14 protein-coding genes and 1 tRNA gene are annotated in these 21,098 nt (G+C 66.3%); all 15 read left to right on the forward strand.

Annotated features, from left to right (window positions below; genetic code table 11):
- The first annotated feature begins 188 nt into the window (after positions 1-188).
- A tRNA-Trp gene (locus AC0VYP_RS02560) sits at positions 189-261 on the forward strand.
- Positions 262-306: 45 nt separating this feature from the next.
- The gene (gene secE / locus AC0VYP_RS02565; RefSeq protein WP_285760753.1) at positions 307-552 is read left to right on the forward strand and encodes a preprotein translocase subunit SecE; all 246 of its coding nucleotides are present in this window, start codon (positions 307-309) and stop codon (positions 550-552) included.
- A gap of 134 nt (positions 553-686) precedes the next feature.
- Entirely contained in the window at positions 687-1,508 is an 822-nt protein-coding gene (gene nusG, locus AC0VYP_RS02570; RefSeq protein WP_285760754.1) for a transcription termination/antitermination protein NusG, read from the forward strand.
- 235 nt (positions 1,509-1,743) lie between these two features.
- The gene (rplK, locus tag AC0VYP_RS02575) at positions 1,744-2,172 is read left to right on the forward strand and encodes a 50S ribosomal protein L11 (RefSeq protein WP_285760756.1); all 429 of its coding nucleotides are present in this window, start codon (positions 1,744-1,746) and stop codon (positions 2,170-2,172) included.
- 83 nt (positions 2,173-2,255) lie between these two features.
- A complete protein-coding gene (rplA, locus tag AC0VYP_RS02580; RefSeq protein ID WP_285760757.1) occupies positions 2,256-2,939 on the forward strand; it encodes a 50S ribosomal protein L1 in 684 nt (227 codons plus the stop codon).
- A 258-nt stretch (positions 2,940-3,197) separates the two neighbouring features.
- Complete coding sequence (locus AC0VYP_RS02585; RefSeq protein WP_475472277.1) at positions 3,198-3,980, forward strand: SCO4651 family lipoprotein; 783 nt, start codon at positions 3,198-3,200, stop codon at positions 3,978-3,980.
- A gap of 296 nt (positions 3,981-4,276) precedes the next feature.
- Positions 4,277-4,807 carry a 50S ribosomal protein L10 gene (gene rplJ / locus AC0VYP_RS02590; RefSeq protein WP_285760759.1) on the forward strand — a complete coding sequence of 177 codons (531 nt, stop codon included), beginning with the start codon at positions 4,277-4,279 and terminating at the stop codon, positions 4,805-4,807.
- Between the two features lie 138 nt (positions 4,808-4,945).
- On the forward strand, positions 4,946-5,329 hold the full coding sequence (gene rplL, locus AC0VYP_RS02595; RefSeq protein ID WP_475472279.1) for a 50S ribosomal protein L7/L12: 384 nt from the start codon (positions 4,946-4,948) through the stop codon (positions 5,327-5,329).
- A 694-nt stretch (positions 5,330-6,023) separates the two neighbouring features.
- Positions 6,024-9,491, forward strand: a complete 3,468-nt coding sequence (gene rpoB / locus AC0VYP_RS02600) for a DNA-directed RNA polymerase subunit beta (protein ID WP_475472281.1) — start codon at positions 6,024-6,026, stop codon at positions 9,489-9,491.
- 31 nt (positions 9,492-9,522) lie between these two features.
- Positions 9,523-13,398, forward strand: coding sequence for a DNA-directed RNA polymerase subunit beta' (locus AC0VYP_RS02605; protein ID WP_475472283.1), 3,876 nt, complete (start codon positions 9,523-9,525; stop codon positions 13,396-13,398).
- Between the two features lie 160 nt (positions 13,399-13,558).
- Positions 13,559-16,282, forward strand: coding sequence for an RHS repeat domain-containing protein (locus AC0VYP_RS02610; protein WP_475472285.1), 2,724 nt, complete (start codon positions 13,559-13,561; stop codon positions 16,280-16,282).
- A gap of 523 nt (positions 16,283-16,805) precedes the next feature.
- Positions 16,806-17,177, forward strand: coding sequence for a 30S ribosomal protein S12 (rpsL, locus tag AC0VYP_RS02615; protein WP_133742145.1), 372 nt, complete (start codon positions 16,806-16,808; stop codon positions 17,175-17,177).
- Complete coding sequence (gene rpsG, locus AC0VYP_RS02620; RefSeq protein WP_475472287.1) at positions 17,178-17,648, forward strand: 30S ribosomal protein S7; 471 nt, start codon at positions 17,178-17,180, stop codon at positions 17,646-17,648.
- Between the two features lie 45 nt (positions 17,649-17,693).
- The gene (gene fusA / locus AC0VYP_RS02625; RefSeq protein WP_475472289.1) at positions 17,694-19,808 is read left to right on the forward strand and encodes an elongation factor G; all 2,115 of its coding nucleotides are present in this window, start codon (positions 17,694-17,696) and stop codon (positions 19,806-19,808) included.
- A gap of 51 nt (positions 19,809-19,859) precedes the next feature.
- The gene (gene tuf / locus AC0VYP_RS02630; RefSeq protein WP_475472291.1) at positions 19,860-21,053 is read left to right on the forward strand and encodes an elongation factor Tu; all 1,194 of its coding nucleotides are present in this window, start codon (positions 19,860-19,862) and stop codon (positions 21,051-21,053) included.
- The last annotated feature ends 45 nt before the right edge of the window (positions 21,054-21,098 follow it).

Here is a 21,098-nt window from a genome sequence, read left to right on the forward strand (position 1 = left end):
TGCCGGCTCAGTGCGTACGACAAGGGGTGAGGACCGCTTGTCGGCGTCCGGATCGGACCTCCGGGTTGGTTCCGGAACCGGATTGGGCATAGAATCTGGCAACCGATGGGATGGTTGCGGCCCGGAAGTTCGTTCTATTGACGAGCGAACGCCTCCGATAGCAGCTATCGTGTTACCCGCACGACCCAAGGGCAGTGGCTCAATTGGTAGAGCACCGGTCTCCAAAACCGGCGGTTGGGGGTTCGAGTCCCTCCTGCCCTGCAAGGCACTCTGAGAAGAGCATCCGGCAATCCCTAAGGACCTCAGGTGACACAGACTGACGCGGACGCCAAGCCCGAGAAGGAGCGCAAGCGTCGTACCGGTCCGGTGACGTTCACCAAGCAGGTCGTCGCCGAGCTGCGCAAGGTTCGCTGGCCAACCCGGCGCGAGCTGGTCACCTACACCGTCGTGGTGATCATCTTCGTCCTCGTGATGGTCGGCTACATCGCCCTCCTGGACTTTGGTTTCGGTGAAGCCGTCACCTGGTTCTACGGGACGGTCGTCTCCGGCTGATCCATCAGCATCTTCGGGCCGGCACGGCCAGTTTGGTCCCATCGTCTCTGGTGAGACCATAAGCTGGCAGTGCTGGCCTCTTGTGCTTTCGGGCCAGTCGCGCCAGCGCCTATCCGACGAGAGAAAGAGCAGCCGTGTCCGAGTCCCCACTGACAGCTGACGGCTTCCCCAACGAGGAGCGGGATCAGTCGTCGGCGGAAGAGACCGGTCCGCGTGCCGAGCAGGCGGAAGCTGCTGAGGCTGAGGCTGCCGACGCGGTCGCGGCCGAGGAGACCGACGCCCAGTCCGGCGACGAAACCGAGTCCGAGTCCGGTGACGACACCGACTCCGAAGGCGAGATCACCGAGGTCGAGCTGCCCAAGCTCGACCCCGTCGAGGAGTTCAAGATCGAGCTCCGGCTCCTGCCCGGAGACTGGTACGTCGTCCACACCTACGCGGGCTACGAGAACCGGGTGAAGGCCAACGTCGAGAGCCGTACCCAGTCGCTCAACATGGAGGAGTACATCTTCCAGGTCGAGGTGCCCACGCAGGAGGTCACCGAGGTCAAGAGCGGCAAGCGGCAACTGGTCACCGAGAAGGTGCTGCCCGGCTACGTGCTCGTGCGCATGGACCTCACCGACGAGTCCTGGGCCGCGGTGCGCAACACCCCCGGCGTCACCGGATTCGTCGGCCTGTCCAACCGCCCGGCGCCGCTGAGCGTCCAGGAGGTCGCCGACCTCCTCGCGCCCGAGCCCGAGGAGACCCCGGAGCAGGCCAAGAAGAAGGAGTCGGAGACCCGTTCCGACGTGGCCTACGAGGTCGGCGAGTCCGTCACCGTCATGGAAGGCCCCTTCGCCACGCTGCCCGCCACGGTCAGCGAGATCAACCCCGACACCCAGAAGCTCAAGGTGTTGGTGTCGATCTTCGGCCGCGAGACCCCCGTGGAGCTTGCGTTCAACCAGGTCTCCAAGATCTGACGCATGATCTAGACTTGGTGGGTCCGCCCTTGATCGGGCGGGCCCATCGCGCCCCGCTCCGGCGGGGCTTTCGCGCGGTCCGCACGGGTCCCGGCGGTCGCGCGCACTCCCGAATCCGCGCAGGGAGACGTCCAAGGGCTCGTCCCTTGTTCAGGGTGGGGCCACGGCTGCACCCCCTGCGCGCCTGCGGGCCCGGGACCACCGCAATTCGCAAATCAGGCAAAGGACCCGAATCATGCCTCCGAAGAAGAAACTGGCCGCGCTGGTCAAGGTTCAGCTTCCCGCTGGCCAGGCCACCCCGGCGCCGCCCGTCGGTACCGCTCTCGGTCCGCACGGCGTCAACATCATGGACTTCTGCAAGCAGTACAACGCTGCTACCGAAGCCCAGCGCGGCAGCGTCATCCCCGTCGAGATCTCCATCTTCGAGGACCGCTCCTTCACCTTCGTCACCAAGACGCCGCCGGCTCCCAAGCTCATCCTCAAGGCCGCCGGCCTCGACAAGGGTGCGCCGGACCCCAGCCGCAGCACCGCCGGTTCCATCACCCGGGACCAGGTGCGTGAGATCGCGCAGACCAAGCTGCCCGACCTCAACACCGACAACATCGACGCCGCGGAGAAGATCGTCGCCGGCACCGCCCGTTCCATGGGCATCGAGGTCAAGTAGCGCACTGGCGCCACCCCCTCTGTTTTTCGTGGCAGGGCCAAGCGCTGGCCCGGACCACACGCCTCTGAAATCTGGAGTTTTTCGTGAAGCGCAGCAAGAGCTACCGCAAAGCGGCTGAGAACATCGACACCGACCGGCTGTACACGCCGGTCGAGGCCGTGAAGCTGGCCAAGGAGAACCTCGTCGTCAAGTTCGACGCCACCGTCGAGGTCGCCATGCGTCTGGGCATCGACCCCCGCAAGGCCGACCAGATGGTGCGCGGCACCGTGAACCTGCCGCACGGCACCGGCAAGACCGCCCGGGTCCTGGTCTTCGCCACGGGTGAGCGTGCCGAGCAGGCGCGGGCCGCCGGCGCCGACTTCGTCGGCGACGACGACCTCGTCGAGGAGATCCAGAAGGGTTTCCTCGACTTCGACGCCGTTGTGGCGACCCCGGACCTCATGGGCAAGGTCGGCCGCCTGGGCCGCGTGCTCGGCCCCCGTGGCCTCATGCCCAACCCCAAGACCGGCACCGTCACCCCTGATGTCGCCAAGGCCGTCACCGACATCAAGGGCGGCAAGATCGAGTTCCGTGCCGACCGGCACGGCAACCTGCACTTCATCATCGGCAAGGCATCCTTCGACGACGTCAAGCTCGCCGAGAACTACGCCGCCGCGATCGACGAGGTGCAGCGTCTCAAGCCCTCCGCGGCCAAGGGCCGTTACATCCGCAAGGCGACCATGAGCACCACCATGGCCCCCGGCATCCCGCTGGACGCGACCGCCTAAGCGGTCCGCGCCCTGCGCACGGGGCGCCCCGACGCTGAGCAGGCCCTTTCGGGCCCGGCGCCGGGGCGCCCCTTTTCGTGTGTCCTGGGAGTATTCGCCCAGGTGGCGTCACCCGGCCAGATGTCGGCCGCAAGCGGCAAGGTTGCCGCCAGGTCGGTTCTGCCAGCTCAGCGAGACCGTAAATGTCGTTTTCGATCGGTATGTTCATCTTCCTCGGCCGCACCGGTGGCCGTGACCCGATCTGGAGAAACGATCCACATGTTGCGTACATTCGGCACCGCAGTCGTTGCGGGAAGCACGGTCCTGATGCTGGCCGCCTGTGGTGGCGCCGGGGACACGCCGACCGAAGCCCCGGCGTCCCCCGTAGAAGAGTCCGCCGACACCGGTTCGGGCGGGCTGGACATCCTCCAGAAGCTCGTCGGTTCCACCGAGGAGGTCACCAGCTTCCGGGCGGTGAGCAGTATCCAGGGAGGGGAGGCCGGGGAGCAGGAGGTCGCCCTTGAGCAGGAGATCCGTTACACCGCCTCCCCGGAGCCCGTCTACGAGGCGAAGTCGGACCTGATGGGGATGGAGATCGTCACCATCATCCACGGCGACGAAGTGCTGATGGACATGGGATCCGGATGGACCCGCACCAGCCTTTCCGACGTCGGCGAACTCGGTGTCAACGTCAGTGAGGCCGTCAACCCCGGGGCCCAGGTCGCCAAGCTCCAGGAGGCCGCGGACCTCTCGGAGGAAGGGCAGGAGGAGGTCAACGGCGTGGCCACCACCAAGTTCGCCGGCACCCTGCCGGTCTCCAGCGCGATCGAGACGCTCCCCGAGGACGTGCGGGCCGCGACCGAGCAGGAGTACGCCGACGCCGGCCTCACCGAGATCCCCTTCACCCTTTGGGTGGACGGCGACGACCTGCCCCGCCGGATCGTCACCGACATGGGGCAGTCGTCCATGACAGTGGAGTACCTGGAGTTCAACGGCGACATCACCATCGAGTTGCCGTCCGAGGACCAGATCACCGACGGGGGCTCCCTCCTGGGCGGCTGACCCGGAGCGTGCCGGCCGGGCGAGGGGACGTCCCTTGCCCGGTTCGACGCACGGGGAAACATCGCCTACCATTGGTATCTGCCGAAGACCGCCGGTCGTCACCCGTCGGGTGACCTAAGGTCCCAGTCTGTTGTGGGGCGCCTGCGTAGGTTGCTGTGAGCGTTGGATTCCCGCGTGCCTTCGCACGCCCATGATTCTCGATGCCCCGTGCGCCTGCGCCGGGGCATTTCTGCTTCTCTCGGGTGCTCGCCCGGACTGCGGCCTTGAAATCGGTGTTCACAGTTGGAAGGAGTCCCATGGCGAGGCCGGATAAGGCAGCCGCGGTCGCCGAGCTCAAGGAAGAATTCGAGAGCTCCAACGGCGCCGTGCTGACCGAATACCGTGGGCTCACTGTTGCGCAGGTCACCGAACTGCGCAACAGCCTCGGCCAGAACACGCGTTTCCGCGTTGTGAAGAACACGCTGACCAAGATCGCCGCCACTGAGGCCGGTCTGGACGAGCAGGTCCTCGACCTGTTCCAGGGTCCCTCCGCCATCGCCTTCGTCAAGGGCGACGTCGTTGAGGCCGCCAAGGGTCTGCGTGACTTCTCCAAGGCGAACTCGCCCCTGGTGATCAAGGGCGGTGTCATCGACGGTAAGCCGATGAGCCCCGAGCAGATCACCAGGCTGGCCGACCTTGAGTCCCGCGAGGTGCTCCTCTCGAAGCTTGCCGGTGCCCTCAAGGGCAAGCAGGGCCAGGCCGCGGCCCTGTTCCAGGCGCTGCCGTCCAAGACCGTGCGTCTTGCCCAGGCCCTGGCCGACAAGCGCGCCGAGTCGGAGTCCGAGTAGCGCGATCGCCTCGGCCGCCCTTGGCGTGCCGAAGCCCGCGCGACATGAGTACCTGGTTGGCGCGCCACGCGCCGCCGTTCACATTTCGGTCCCTCGTCAACGGACGCGGGAACCGGTAGAGAAAGAGAGATCGCAACCATGGCGAAGCTCAGCAACGAAGAGCTGCTCGGCGCGTTCGAGAACATGACCCTGCTGGAGCTCGCGGACTTCGTGAAGCTCTTCGAGGAGAAGTTCGACGTCACCGCCGCCGCCCCGGCCGCCGTCGTCGCCGCCGCCCCCGGTGGCGCTGCTGCCCCCGCCGAGGAGGAGAAGGACGAGTTCGACGTCGTTCTCGAGGCCGCCGGCGACAAGAAGATCCAGGTCATCAAGGAGGTCCGCGGCCTCACGAGCCTGGGCCTGAAGGAAGCCAAGGACCTGGTCAACAACGCTCCCAAGCCGCTGCTCGAGGGCGTCAACAAGGAGACCGCGGAGAAGGCCAAGGCCACCCTCGAGGGTGCCGGCGCCACCGTGACCCTGAAGTAGTCTCCCCCGAGAGACGTTCGGGCGGCCGTCCCCTCCGGGGCGGCCGCCTTTGTCGTGTCCGGGGTGCGTGACGCCGAAGCGCTGAAACGCGCTGTCGGCAAGAGACGGGGGCGGTTGGGCTGAACGGGGCGGGGTGCGCTCCGAGCCGCTCTGGACGCGTTTGAACCGGCGTGCGTGCGACCGTTTTGCCCGGATGGCCCGACGGCTCTCGTTGTGTCCGGCGTCGGCGGCCGTCGCACGCGGCCGTCGTGCAGTGAAGGGGCCGCGGCGCCCGGGGCGGGGACCGGATCTCTGTCGTCCCCTGCTGTTACCGTGAACCCCGGTTCATTCCCCTATGTCTGCTGGCTCACACCTCGTTTCGCCTGTGGGTCCTCTCACGGTGCCGGAAACCCCCTATGGGGCCGACTCGGGCTTGACGGATCCGCCTGTTGGAGCGATGCTGCGTGGTGTCTTGAGGAGTTACGTGGCGCCATGTTGGACAGCGGTGTAGTATTCAGCTACACTGCCCTTTTGCGCTGCCCTTTGACGTATCCTCTGCCAGAGCCCGTGCGTTGTGTCCAATTTCTTCGTTGATTGGCCTGGATCGCACGTTCTCTAGAGCTGAAGACGCCGCCCCGTTCGGTGGGTCCTCGACACATTGGATCGTCCGGCGTGCGCGCGCATCAACCGCCACAAGCCTTCGGAAGGACCCCTGTTGGCAGCCTCGCGCATCGCCTCCGCTAACGCCCTTGGTCCGAACCGCGTTTCTTTCGCCCGCATTCAGGAACCACTCGAGGTCCCCAATCTCCTCGCCCTGCAGACCGAGTCCTTCGACTGGCTGCTCGGCAACGAGGAATGGCGTACCCGAGTTGAAGCGGCCCGTAACGCAGGCCGCAAGGACGTTCCGGAGCAGTCCGGCCTCGAAGAGATCTTTGAAGAGATCAGTCCCATCGAGGACTTCTCGGGCACCATGTCCTTGTCGTTCCGCGATCACCGGTTCGAGCCGCCCAAGTACTCCGAGGAGGAGTGCAAGGACAAGGACATGACCTACTCCGCCCCGATGTTCGTCACGGCGGAGTTCATCAACAACGACACCGGTGAGATCAAGAGCCAGACGGTGTTCATGGGCGACTTCCCGCTCATGACCGTCAAGGGCACCTTCATCATCAACGGCACCGAGCGTGTCGTCGTGTCCCAGCTCGTCCGTTCGCCCGGCGTCTACTTCGACCGCCAGGTTGACAAGACCTCGGACAAGGACCTCTACGGGTGCAAGGTCATCCCGTCGCGCGGTGCCTGGCTGGAGTTCGAGGTCGACAAGCGCGACTTCGTCGGAGTCCGCATCGACCGCAAGCGCAAGCAGGGCGTCACCGTCCTGCTCAAGGCGCTGGGCTGGACCACGGACCAGATCCTGGAGCGCTTCGGCCAGTACGAGTCGATCCGCAACACCCTGGAGAAGGACCCCACGGCCGGCACCGATGACGCGCTGCTGGACATCTACCGCAAGCTCCGTCCGGGCGAGCCGCCCACGAAGGAGTCCGCGCAGACGCTGCTGGAGAACCTCTACTTCAACCCCAAGCGCTACGACCTCGCCAAGGTCGGCCGCTACAAGATCAACAAGAAGTTGGGGCTTGAGGCCGAGTTCACCCAGGGGACGCTGACCGAGGACGACATCGTCGCCACGGTCAACTACATCGTCCGCCTGCACGCGGGCGAGGACACCCTGGAGCGCCCGCACGGCACGTTCCCGATCGAGGTCAACGACATCGACCACTTCGGAAACCGCCGCCTGCGCACCGTCGGTGAGCTCATCCAGAACCAGGTCCGCCTGGGTCTGGCCCGCATGGAGCGCGTCGTGCGTGAGCGCATGACCACCCAGGACGTCGAGGCCATCACGCCGCAGACCCTGATCAACATCCGGCCGGTCGTCGCCTCCATCAAGGAGTTCTTCGGCACCAGCCAGCTGTCGCAGTTCATGGACCAGACCAACCCGCTCGCGGGCCTGACCCACAAGCGCCGCCTGTCCGCGCTCGGTCCCGGCGGTCTGTCCCGTGAGCGCGCGGGCTTCGAGGTCCGCGACGTCCACCCGTCGCACTACGGCCGCATGTGCCCGATCGAGACCCCGGAAGGCCCGAACATCGGCCTGATCGGCTCGCTCGCCGCCTACGGCCGGGTGAACTCCTTCGGGTTCGTCGAGACCCCGTACCGCAAGATCTCCGAGGGCAGGCTGACCGACGAGATCCGCTACCTCACCGCCGACGAGGAGGACCGCTACGTAATCGCCCAGGCGAACACGCCGGTCGCTCCCGACGGCAGCTTCGCCGATGCCCGTGTGCTGGTCCGCCGTAAGGGCGGGGAGTTCGAGGCAGTGGCCGCCGGCGAGGTCAACTACATGGACATCTCGCCGCGCCAGATGGTGTCGGTCGCGACCGCGATGATCCCGTTCCTGGAGCACGACGACGCCAACCGCGCGCTCATGGGTTCCAACATGCAGCGCCAGTCGGTTCCGCTCCTGCGCGCGGAGTCCCCGTTCGTGGGCACCGGCATGGAGTACCGTGCCGCCACCGACGCCGGCGACGTGATCCTGGCGGAGAAGGCGGGGGTCGTCGAGGACGTCACCGCCGACTACATCACGGTCATGGCCGACGACGGCACGCGCAAGACCTACCGGGTCGGCAAGTTCAAGCGCACCAACCAGGGCACCAGCTTCAACCAGCGCCCCATCGTGGCCGACGGCCAGCGGGTCGAGGTCAAGCAGGTCCTGGCCGACGGCCCCTGCACCGACAACGGTGAGATGTCGCTGGGCAAGAACCTCCTCGTCGCCTACATGTCGTGGGAGGGCCACAACTACGAGGACGCCATCGTCCTCTCCCAGCGCATCGTCCAGGACGACGTCCTCTCCTCGATCCACATCGAGGAGCACGAGGTCAACGCCCGCGACACCAAGCTGGGCCCCGAGGAGATCACCCGCGAGATCCCCAACGTCAGCGAGGAAGTCCTCGCCGACCTGGACGACCGCGGCATCATCCGCATCGGTGCCGAGGTCGTCAACGGCGACATCCTGGTCGGCAAGGTCACGCCCAAGGGCGAGACCGAGCTCACCCCCGAGGAGCGGCTCCTGCGCGCGATCTTCGGTGAGAAGGCCCGAGAGGTCCGAGACACCTCGCTGAAGGTGCCCCACGGCGAGTCCGGCAAGGTCATCGGCGTGCGCGTGTTCAGCCGCGAGGAGGGCGACGAGCTCCCCCCCGGCGTCAACGAGCTGGTCCGCGTGTACGTGGCCCAGAAGCGCAAGATCACCGATGGTGACAAGCTCGCCGGCCGTCACGGCAACAAGGGCGTCATCTCCAAGATCCTCCCGCAGGAGGACATGCCGTTCCTCGAGGACGGCACCCCGGTGAACATCGTGCTGAACCCGCTGGGCGTGCCCGGCCGGATGAACGTCGGCCAGATCCTCGAGATTCACCTGGGCTGGTTGGCCAAGAGCGGCTGGAAGATCCAGGGGGACGACGAGGAGTGGAAGCGCGCGATGAGGGCGATCGGCGCGGATGACGTCCAGCCCGGCGTCCGTGTCGCCACGCCTGTCTTCGACGGTCTGCGCGAGGACGAGATCGGCGGGTTGCTGGAGTCCAGCCGGCCCAACGCCGACGGCGTCCAGCTGGTCAACAAGGACGGCAAGGCCCGACTGTTCGACGGCCGGACCGGTGAGCCCTTCAAGGAGCCGATCGCGGTCGGTTACACCTACTTCTTGAAGCTGCACCACCTGGTGGACGACAAGATCCACGCGCGTTCCACCGGCCCGTACTCGATGATCACCCAGCAGCCGCTGGGCGGCAAGGCGCAGTTCGGTGGCCAGCGCTTCGGTGAGATGGAGGTGTGGGCACTGGAGGCGTACGGCGCCGCCTACGCGCTCCAGGAACTGCTCACCATCAAGTCCGACGACGTCCTGGGCCGGGTCAAGGTCTACGAGGCGATCGTCAAGGGCGAGAACATTCCCGAGCCCGGCATCCCCGAGTCCTTCAAGGTGCTCATCAAGGAGATGCAGTCGCTCTGCCTCAACGTGGAGGTGCTGTCCAGTGACGGCATGTCGATCGAGATGCGTGACAGCGATGAGGACGTTTTCCGTGCGGCGGAAGAACTGGGTATCGACCTTGGTCGGCGTGAGCCGAGCAGCGTCGAAGAGGTCTAATTCCGCGATCCAAGAGCAGGGGACGAATTAAGTGCTCGACGTCAACTTCTTCGACGAGCTGCGCATTGGCCTCGCCACCGCCGACGACATCCGTCAGTGGTCGCACGGTGAGGTCAAGAAGCCGGAAACCATCAACTACCGGACCCTCAAGCCCGAGAAGGACGGACTCTTCTGCGAGAAGATCTTCGGTCCGACCCGGGACTGGGAGTGCTACTGCGGTAAGTACAAGCGCGTCCGCTTCAAGGGCATCATCTGCGAGCGTTGCGGCGTGGAGGTCACCCGGGCCAAGGTCCGGCGTGAGCGCATGGGCCACATCGAGCTCGCCGCTCCCGTGACCCACATCTGGTACTTCAAGGGCGTACCCAGCCGCCTGGGGTACCTGCTCGACCTGGCCCCGAAGGATCTCGAGAAGATCATCTACTTCGCGGCCTACATGGTCACGTGGGTGGACACCGACGCCCGGGAGCGCGACCTCCAGTCGCTGGAAGCGCGGATCTCGGTCGAGCGCCAGCACCTTGAGCAGCGTCGCGACTCCACGGTCGAGGAGCGTCACCGCAAGCTGGAGACCGACCTCGCCGAGCTTGAGGAGCAGGGCGCCAAGGGCGACGCGCGCCGCAAGGTGCGCGAGGGTGCCGAGCGCGAGATGCGCCAGATCCGCGACCGCGCCCAGCGGGAGATCGACCGTCTCGACGAGGTGTGGAGCCGGTTCAAGAACCTCAAGGTCCAGGACCTCGAAGGCGACGAGCTGCTCTACCGCGACATGCGCGACCGCTTCGGCAAGTACTTCCGCGGTGGGATGGGCGCCCAGGCCATCCAGGAGCGCCTTGCCAACTTCGACCTCGATGCCGAGGCCGAGAAGCTGCGCGAGACCATCCGCAGCGGCAAGGGCCAGAAGAAGGCCCGCGCGCTCAAGCGGCTCAAGGTCGTGTCCGCGTTCCTCAACACCCGCAACAGCCCCAACGGCATGGTGCTGGACTGCGTCCCGGTGATCCCGCCGGACCTGCGTCCGATGGTTCAGCTCGACGGTGGCCGTTTCGCCACCTCCGACCTGAACGACCTGTACCGCCGTGTCATCAACCGCAACAACCGGTTGAAGCGTCTGCTGGACCTCGGTGCGCCCGAGATCATCGTGAACAACGAGAAGCGGATGCTCCAGGAGGCCGTCAACGCCCTGTTCGACAACGGCCGCCGCGGCCGTCCGGTCACCGGACCGGGCAACCGACCGCTCAAGTCGCTGTCGGACATGCTCAAGGGCAAGCAGGGCCGGTTCCGCCAGAACCTGCTCGGCAAGCGTGTGGACTACTCCGGTCGTTCGGTGATCGTCGTCGGTCCGCAGCTCAAGCTGCACCAGTGTGGTCTGCCCAAGCAGATGGCGCTGGAGCTGTTCAAGCCCTTCGTGATGAAGCGCCTGGTCAACCTGAACCATGCGCAGAACATCAAGAGCGCCAAGCGAATGGTCGAGCGGTCCCGCCCGGTGGTCTGGGATGTCCTCGAAGAGGTCATCACCGAGCACCCGGTGCTGCTCAACCGTGCGCCGACCCTGCACCGTCTGGGTATCCAGGCGTTCGAGCCGCAGCTGGTCGAGGGCAAGGCCATCCAGATCCACCCGCTCGTGTGCACCGCGTTCAACGCGGACTTCGACGGGGACCAGATGGCGGTGCACCTGCCGCTGTCGGCGGAGGCCCAGGCCGAGGCGCGCATCCTGATGCTCGCCACGAACAACATCCTGAAGCCGTCCGACGGCAAGCCGGTCACCATGCCCACCCAGGACATGATCATCGGCCTCTACTACCTGACCACCCACAAAGAGGGTGCGCCGGGCGAGGGTCGCGCGTTCCGTACGCCGGCCGAGGCGATCATGGCCTACGACCTGGGAGCCCTCGACATTCGGGCCCAGATCAAGCTGCGCATCGAGGGAGACGCCCCGCCGCCCCGCGGCTGGACCTTCCCCGACGACCACGTGGCGGGCGAGCCGTACATCCTGGAGACCACTCTGGGCCGGTACCTGTTCAACGAGACCACCCCGTTGGACTACCCGTACGTGAACCAGCAGATGGGCAAGAAGCAGCTGTCGGTTCTGGTCACCGAGCTGGCCGAGAAGTACCCCAAGGTGCAGGTCGCCACCACGCTGGACGCCCTCAAGGACGCCGGCTACCACTGGGCGACCCGTTCCGGGCTGACCATCGGCATCGGCGACGTCGTCGCCCCGCCGAACAAGCAGCAGATCTTGGACACCTACGAGAAGCAGGCGGACAAGATCCAGCGGGAGTACGACCGCGGTCTGATCACCGACGACGAGCGTCGTCAGGAGCTGACCGAGATCTGGACCAAGGCCACCAACGAGGTGGCCAAGGAGATGGAGGACAACTTCCCCATCGACAACCCGGTCTGGATGATGGTCAACTCCGGTGCCCGAGGCAACCCGATGCAGGTGCGTCAGATCGCCGGTATCCGTGGTCTGGTCTCCAACACCAAGGGTGAGACCATCCCGCGTCCGATCAAGTCCTCCTACCGTGAGGGCCTGTCGGTGCTGGAGTACTTCATCTCCACGCACGGGCAGCGAAAGGGCCTTGCCGACACTGCGCTGCGCACCGCCGACTCCGGGTACCTCACCCGTCGTCTGGTGGACGTGGCCCAGGACGTCATCGTCCGCGAGATCGACTGCGGCACCGACCGTTCGCTGTGGCACGAGATCGGCGAGGTCCGTCCGGACGGCACCGTCGTGCGCAAGCACAACGTCGAGAACACCGGTACCGCACGCACTTTGGCCGAAGACGTCGTCGTAGACGGTAAGGTCGTGGCACCCGCACTGGGCGACACCACTGAGACCGTCATCGACGATCTCATCGCGGCCGGCCTGACCCGGGTCCGGGTACGTAGCTCCCTGGTGTGCGAGGCCAAGATCGGCGTCTGCACCACCTGCTACGGTCGCTCCCTGGCCACCGGCAAGCCGGTGGACGTGGGCGAGGCCATCGGCATCATCGCGGCCCAGTCGATCGGTGAGCCCGGTACCCAGCTGACCATGCGTACCTTCCACATGGGTGGTTCGGCCGGTCTGGACATCACGCACGGTCTGCCGCGTGTCCAGGAGCTGTTCGAGGCGCGCGTCCCCAAGGGTGTCGCGCCGATCAGCGAGGTCGAGGGTCGGATCCGCATCGACGAGACCGAGAAGAGCCGCAAGCTCATCTTGATCCCGGACGACGGTTCCGAGGAGATCGCCTACCCGGTGCCGATGCGTTCGCGCCTGCTGATCAAGGAAGGCGACCACGTCACGGTCGGCCAGCAGCTGATCCAGGGTGCGATCAACCCGCACGAGGTCCTGCGCATCCAGGGACCGCGAGCGGTGCAGCAGCACCTGGTGTCGGAGGTCCAGGAGGTCTACAAGTCGCAGGGTGTCTCGATTCACGACAAGCACATCGAGATCATCGTGCGGCAGATGCTCAAGCGGGTGAACACCCTGGAGTCCGGCGACACCTCACTGCTGCCGGGTGAGATGGTCGAGCGTCCCAAGTTCGAGGCGATGAACCGTCAGGTCGTGGCCGAAGGCGGCCAGCCGGCCTCCGCGCGTCCCGTCCTGCTGGGCATCACCAAGGCGTCGCTGGCCACCGAGTCGTGGCTGTCCGCGGCCTCCTTCCAGGAGACCACCCGGGTCCTCACCGAGAACGCCATTCACGGCAAGAGCGACCCGCTGCTGGGCCTCAAGGAGAACGTGATCCTCGGTAAGCTCATCCCGGCCGGTACCGGAATGCCGCAGTACCGCAACATCCGGGTGGAGCCCACCGAAGAGGCCAAGGCATCGATGTACTCTGTCTCCTCCTACGAGGAGCCCAGCGAGTACACCTTCGGTCAGGGATCCGGCGAGGCCGTCCCGCTGGAGGAATACGATTTCGGTCCCTACAACAGGTGACCTGAAGGACAACCGGTGAGTGTGGTTGTCTGACCTGGCGACGGCGGTAGTCCACCCCCCGTAACGGGGTGGGACTACCGCCGTTCGTCTTTGTCAGTGGGCATACTCATAAGGGGGACTGTCGGTTGAGCGCGCACGCGCGGTCGGGAGATCGAACACAGTGACCGAAAACGGGGGAGCGGCCCACGGGGCGCCCAACGGAGAGCAGGGGTACCCGAAGGAGGATTCGGGCTCCTGGTTCAAACCGAGTGGCGACCGCTACCGCACACAGGCGGACTACCAAGATCCGTACGAGGACGAGCAGCAGAGGCCGGACTACGGTTCCGAGGCTCGCGACGACGGGACCGACCAGTCGGGTCCGGCCGGCTCTTCGCCGTACCCGGACTCCGGCGGCTATCCCGGCCTGGGATACCTGGGGCGCTCGGCCACACCGGGTATGGCTGAGCCCTACCCCTCCGCATTGGGCGACCTCGGAGCCCCGCCCGGGGCGGCGGAGCCCGCCCGCCCCGCACCGCAGCCGTCGAGCCGGGACGACTACCCGTTCGACCTGCCGCCCCGCGGACCGGGCGCGCCGTTCTCCGCCGCGCCGGCGAGCACCGGCAGCTACCCGGGTCCGGAGGCCGACGAGCAGCCGTCCATGGATGCCGGTTCCTCCGGGAACGAGGCCTCCTACGACCTCTCCTCGGCCTCCTACCGGCCGGAGGAGCTCTATCCGGACGCCGAACCCGGTTCGGTGCAGGGCACGACCTATCTGTTCGACTCCGAGCCCGGCCGGCGGTCCGAGCCGCAGGAGTCCGAAACGGCGCATGAGACCGGTTCGCATCCGGGAGTGACGTTCCTCTTCGACACCCCCGACAGTGCGACCGGTACGGAGTCCGGGGCAGCCGCCCCGGAGTACGACTTCGACGGGCCACGGGGCGAGCCGACCGCCTACCAGGCTTCCGACACGTTCAGCCGGGAACCGGATGCCGGTTCCTGGTCCGGCGACGCCGCTCCGGCTTTCGACGAAGCGCCGGAGTCCCGGACCCCGTCACCCGCCGACGTCTACCGGATCCCCGACACCTCGGCGGGTGCGGACCGTCCGGCCGGGGCGGCGGGTTACTCCAGCGGCGGTTACTCCAGCTGGTCGAGCGCCACCGGCGCCACCGACCGCCCCTGGGCGGCCTCCCCGGATGCGTCGTCGTCCTCGGCCGGTGGGGGACAGCCCGACCAGGACACGGACGAGGCTCGCCCCGCCTATGGCGTCAGCGGGTCTGCCGCGCCGGACCCGCTGACGGACTTCTCACGGTCCGCGTACGAAGAGAACGACTCCTCGGCCCGGCGGGACGACGACTACTCCGACAGCGGCTGGCAAAGGACCGCGGACTACTCCTTCGACGACGAGCCCGACACCGTCAGGCGTTCCGATGAGCGCTCCTTCGCCTCCGGCGGCGATTTCGGCGGCGATCTCGGCACCGGTAGCGGAAACACCTGGGCGTTCAGCCGGGACGACCCGCGGCTGCCCGACAGCGTGCGCGAGGTCGCCGAGCGGGAGAGGGAGGAGCGGGAACGGCGTCGTGCAGAAACCGCCGATCCGCTGACCGGTGACGACCACTGGTCCCGCTCTGAGGAGCCGGAGACACCGGCGGCCACCGACGACCCGCTCCTGGCGATCGCCAACGAGCAGGCGCAGGCCAGGGCCAGGGAACGCGAGGCGGAAGCTGGCGTCGGCGGCTTCGACGGTGACGCGGGCACCCAGGCCATGCCGGTGATCGGCGACGCCTCCGACTACGACCGGTACGAGGATTTCTCGGCGTCGGGTGGTGACCGGGGGTACGGCGACGGGCTCGGGTACGACGACCGTCGTGATGCCCGTGGGGCCGACTCCTACGACGAGCTCGGTTTTGACGAGCGCCGTGGGGGCCGGGAGACGGATGCGTCGTACGACTCCGACCGGTACGAGGATTTCTCGGCGTCGGGTGGTGACCGGGGGTACGACGGGCTCGGGTACGACGACCGTCGTGATGCCCGTGGGGCCGACTCCTACGACGAGCTCGGTTTTGACGAGCGCCGTGGGGGCCGGGAGACGGATGCGTCGTACGACTCCGACCGGTACGAGGATTTCTCGGCGTCGGGTGGTGACCGGGAGTATGACGACGGGCTCGGGTACGACGACCGTCGTGATGCCCGTGGAGCGGATTCCTACGACGGGCCCGGCTACGCCTCCTCCCACGGCCCGGCCGATGACGGCTACCGGCGGATGGACGCCGACGCCGACTACGACGAGCTGGGATACGGTTCCCCCTCGGCCCGGGGGGACGAGGGACGGGATGACGATCCGGACGGTCTGGACGCGGACCGTTTCGACGCCGGCGAGGGCACCCAGGCGATGCCGGTGCTCGGAGCGGACGACGAGGAGGACGAGGAAGGACGCGGTGGTCGGCACGGCTCCCGGGCACGGTACGACGACGTCAACGACCGGGAACCGGCCTCCGGCGACGACTACGACGACGACGTCGATGACCGCTACTATCCGGAGCCGCTGCCGGAGAATCGCGGTCGTGGTCGCAAGCGGGACAAGATCTCCGAAGAGTTCCCCGGCTTCAGTGGGCCCTTGGGCGGCGACCTCGACTCGGAGTACCCCGGATACGACAACATCGAGGTCTGGCCTGAGACCGATGGACTGGCCACGGCGACCGTCTGGCTCGGCGCTCTTTCGCTCATCCCCGGCCTGGGTTTGCTGCTGGCCGCGATAGCGCTGGTCCTCGGACCGAAGGCGCGACGCAACATCCGCAAGTCGCGGGGAACCCTCGAAGGGGAGCAGCTGGTCAAGACCGGCACGACCCTCGCCTTCGTCGGCATCGCGGTGAGCATCGCCGCCGGGGTCGGGTACGTCCTGCTCTAGGGAGTCAACTGTTCAGGAGGGGCCGGGCGCATCGCCCGGCCCCTCCGGTCGTGCAGCGCCGGCGTGGTGGGACGCAGTGGGGGGTGCGGCATGGTAAAGGGGATCGTCTGCGCGGAACCCGGAAATCAACGCGACCACTCTTGACAGGCCGTACACTGGAAGAGACCTACGGCAGCATGAGGCTGCGAGGTATGGGTACCAACGTTTCCACCGTCGTTTTGACCAGGTGGTTCAAATTAGGTACTCTTTAACTTCGTGCCCGTGAGTCTACGGGTCACACGTGTGCGCTTTTTACGTCTCGCTGCCGGCTGTTTCTGCGGGCGGCGAAGGCAAGAGCGGCGCGTGACACCTCCTCCCATGACAATCGACCACCAGGTCGGGCGTATTCGGTGCCGCCATGCGTGGATTCGAGCGCGACACGCCCGAGTGCGTGGGTCGGGGGGAACGGGAAATCCAGCAGGTCGATAGCGCAGCGGTTTGGTTATCGAGCCGGCGTAGGTCAAAGAGGGAAGACGGAGACGCGGTGCCCACGATTCAGCAGCTGGTCCGTAAGGGCCGGAAGACCAAGGTTTCTAAGAACAAGACCCCGGCGCTTAAGGGGAGTCCCCAGCGTCGCGGCGTGTGCACGCGTGTCTACACGACCACGCCGAAGAAGCCGAACTCCGCCCTTCGCAAGGTGGCTCGTGTCCGGCTGAGCAGCCAGATCGAGGTCACCGCCTACATCCCGGGTGTCGGCCACAACCTCCAGGAGCACAGCATCGTCCTGGTCCGCGGTGGTCGTGTGAAGGACCTTCCGGGTGTTCGCTACCGCATCGTCCGCGGCTCGCTCGACACCCAGGGTGTCCGCAACCGCAAGCAGGCGCGTAGCCGCTACGGCGCCAAGAAGGAGAAGTAAATGCCGCGCAAGGGTCCGGCGCCGAAGCGCCAGCTGATCACCGATCCTGTATACGGATCCCCCCTGGTCACCTCCCTGATCAACAAGGTGCTGCTGGACGGTAAGCGCTCCATTGCCCAGGGCATCGTCTACGAGGCCCTGGAAGGCGCTCGCGAGAAGACCGGGCAGGACCCGCTCGTTGTTCTCAAGCGTGCGCTCGACAACGTGAAGCCCGCCCTCGAGGTGCGCAGCCGCCGTGTCGGTGGCGCCACCTACCAGGTGCCGGTCGAGGTTCGCGCGTCGCGGAGCACCACCCTCGCGCTGCGTTGGCTCGTCCAGTACAGCCGCGCCCGTCGCGAGAAGACCATGACCGAGCGCCTCATGAACGAGCTGGTCAACGCCAGCAACGGTCTGGGCGCCGCTGTCAAGCGTCGCGAGGACACCCACAAGATGGCCGAGTCCAACAAGGCCTTCGCTCACTACCGCTGGTAATCCCCGCGGCTTTTCGATACGAGAGACCGAGAGAAGACGAGCCACATGGCTACCACTGCTCTTGACCTTGCCAAGGTCCGCAACATCGGGATCATGGCGCACATCGACGCGGGCAAAACCACGACGACCGAGCGGATCCTCTTCTACACCGGTGTTAGCTACAAGATCGGTGAAGTCCACGATGGCGCAGCCACCATGGACTGGATGAAGGAAGAGCAGGAGCGCGGCATCACGATCACGTCGGCCGCGACGACCACTCACTGGGACGACCACACGATCAACATCATCGACACGCCCGGCCACGTCAACTTCACGGTCGAGGTCGAGCGGTCGCTGCGTGTGCTCGACGGCGCGGTCACCGTCTTTGACGGTAAAGAGGGTGTCGAGCCCCAGTCCGAGCAGGTGTGGCGCCAGGCCGACCGGTACAACGTGCCGCGGATCTGCTTCGTCAACAAGATGGACAAGATCGGCGCCGAGTTCCAGCGCTGCGTCAACATGATCTCCGACCGGCTGGGGGCCAACCCGCTCCCCATCCAGCTTCCGATCGGTGCCGAGTCCGAGTTCAAGGGCGTCATCGACCTCGTCCGCATGAAGGCCTACGTCTGGAGTGACGAGGCCGCCAAGGGCGAGATGTACGACACCATCGAGATCCCGGACACGCACGTCGATGCCGCTCGCGAGGGCCACGACCGCCTGATCGAGATCCTGGCCGACGCCGACGACGAGATCATGGAGCTGTACCTGGAGGGGCAGGAGCCCACCCTGGAGCAGATCGTCCCCGCGATCCGTCGCGCCACCCTCGCCGGCACGGCCATCCCCGTGCTCTGTGGCACGGCCTTCAAGAACAAGGGCGTCCAGCCCCTGCTCGACGCGGTCGTCGCCTACCTCCCCTCGCCCCTGGACATCGACGAGATCGTCGGTCACGACCCCAAGGACGAGAGCGAGGAGACCAAGCTCTCGCGCAAGCCGAGCGAGGACGAGCCGCTGTCCGGCCTGGTCTTCAAGATCATGAGCGACCCGCACCTGGGCAAGCTGTCCTACGTGCGTGTCTACTCCGGTCGTCTTGAGGCCGGCACCCAGGTGCTCAACAGCATCAAGGGCCGCAAGGAGCGCATCGGCAAGATCTACCGGATGCACGCCAACAAGCGCGAGGAGATCGCCTCGGTTGGCGCCGGTGACATCGTTGCCGTCATGGGCCTCAAGGACACCACGACCGGTGAGACCCTGTGCGACCCCTCGTCCCCGATCGTCCTCGAGTCGATGACGTTCCCCGCCCCGGTCATCGAGGTCGCGGTGGAGCCCAAGACCAAGAGCGACCAGGAGAAGCTGGGCATCGCGATCCAGCGTCTGGCCGAGGAGGACCCGTCCTTCCAGGTCAAGACCGACGAGGAGACTGGCCAGACGGTCATCTCCGGCATGGGCGAGCTGCACCTCGAGGTGCTGGTCAACCGGATGCGCACCGACTTCAAGGTCGAGGCCAACATCGGCAAGCCCCAGGTGGCCTACCGCGAGACCATTCGCAAGAAGGTCGAGAAGGTCGAGTACACCCACAAAAAGCAGACGGGTGGCTCCGGCCAGTTCGGTCGCGTCATCATCGACCTTGAGCCCATCACCGCCGACGCCGATGGCGACGGTGCGGGTTACGAGTTCGTGAACAAGGTCACCGGTGGCCGGATTCCGCGGGAGTACATCCCCTCGGTCAACGCCGGTTGCCAGGAAGCCGCCCAGTTCGGCATCATGGCGGGCTACCCGCTCGTGGGCGTCAAGGTGACTCTGCAGGACGGCGCCTACCACGACGTCAACTCCTCCGAGCTCGCGTTCAAGGTCGCCGGTTCCATGGCTTTCAAGGAAGCGGCGCGCAAGGCCAAGCCGGTTCTCCTTGAGCCGGTCATGGCGGTCGAGGTCACCACGCCCGATGACTACATGGGCGATGTGATCGGCGACCTGAACAGCCGACGGGGTCAGATCCAGCAGATGGACGAGCGCTCCGGCGCCCGCATCATCAAGGCCACCGTCCCCCTGTCGGAGATGTTCGGCTACGTGGGCGACCTGCGCAGCCGTACGCAGGGTCGAGCGCAGTACACCATGGTGTTCGACTCCTACGCGGAGGTCCCGACCAACGTCGCGGAAGAGATCGTGTCGAAGGTCCGCGGCGAATAGCCGCACACGTAATCAGTCAGCTAAGCAACCCGTACGTCTAGGAGAAATCCAGTGGCGAAGGCCAAGTTCGAGCGGACCAAGCCGCACGTAAACATCGGCACCATCGGTCACATTGACCACGGTAAGACCACTCTTACCGCGGCGATCACCAAGGTTCTGCACGACGCTTACCCGGACCTCAACCCCTTCACGCCTTTCGAGGACATCGACAAGGCCCCTGAAGAGCGCGAGCGCGGTATCACCATCTCCATCGCTCACGTGGAGTACCAGACGGAGTCGCGTCACTACGCGCACGTCAACTGCCCCGGTCACGCGGACTACGTGAAGAACATGATCACCGGTGCCGCGCAGATGGACGGCGCCATCCTGGTCGTCGCCGCGACCGACGGTCCGATGCCCCAGACCAAGGAGCACGTGCTCCTGGCCCGCCAGGTCGGCGTGCCCTACATCGTGGTGGCCCTGAACAAGGCCGACATGGTGGACGACGAGGAGATCTTCGAGCTCGTCGAGCTCGAGGTCCGTGAGCTCCTCAGCGAGTACGAGTTCCCCGGCGACGACCTGCCGGTCGTGCGCGTCTCCGCGCTGAAGGCGCTGGAGGGCGACGCCAAGTGGGGCGAGGCCATCCTCGAGCTCATGACCGCCGTGGACGAGAACATCCCCGAGCCGGTTCGTGACGTCGAGAAGCCCTTCCTGATGCCGATCGAGGACGTCTTCTCGATCACCGGTCGCGGCACGGTCGTCACCGGCCGTATCGAGCGCGGTATCGTGAACGTCAACGAGACCGTCAACATCGTGGGCATCAAGGAAGACAAGCAGACCACCACGGTCACCGGCGTCGAGATGTTCCGCAAGCTGCTCGACCAGGGTCAGGCCGGCGACAACGTTGGCCTCCTCCTGCGCGGCATCAAGCGCGAGGACGTCGAGCGCGGCCAGGTTGTCATCAAGCCGGGCACCACCACCCCGCACCTCCAGTTCGAGGGCCAGGTCGTCATCCTGTCCAAGGACGAGGGCGGCCGCCACACGCCGTTCTTCAACAACTACCGTCCGCAGTTCTACTTCCGGACGACCGACGTCACCGGCGTCGTCACGCTGCCCGAGGGCACCGAGATGGTTATGCCCGGCGACAACACCGAGATGACCGTTGAGCTCATCCAGCCGGTCGCCATGGAGGAGGGCCTCAAGTTCGCCATCCGTGAGGGTGGCCGGACCGTGGGCGCGGGTCGCGTTACCAAGATCCTCAAGTAGCACGCCTGTAGTAGCGGGCGGTCGAGTCCGTCAGATCTGACTCGA

It is taken from the genome of Nocardiopsis sp. iso_186 (assembly GCF_056173365.1).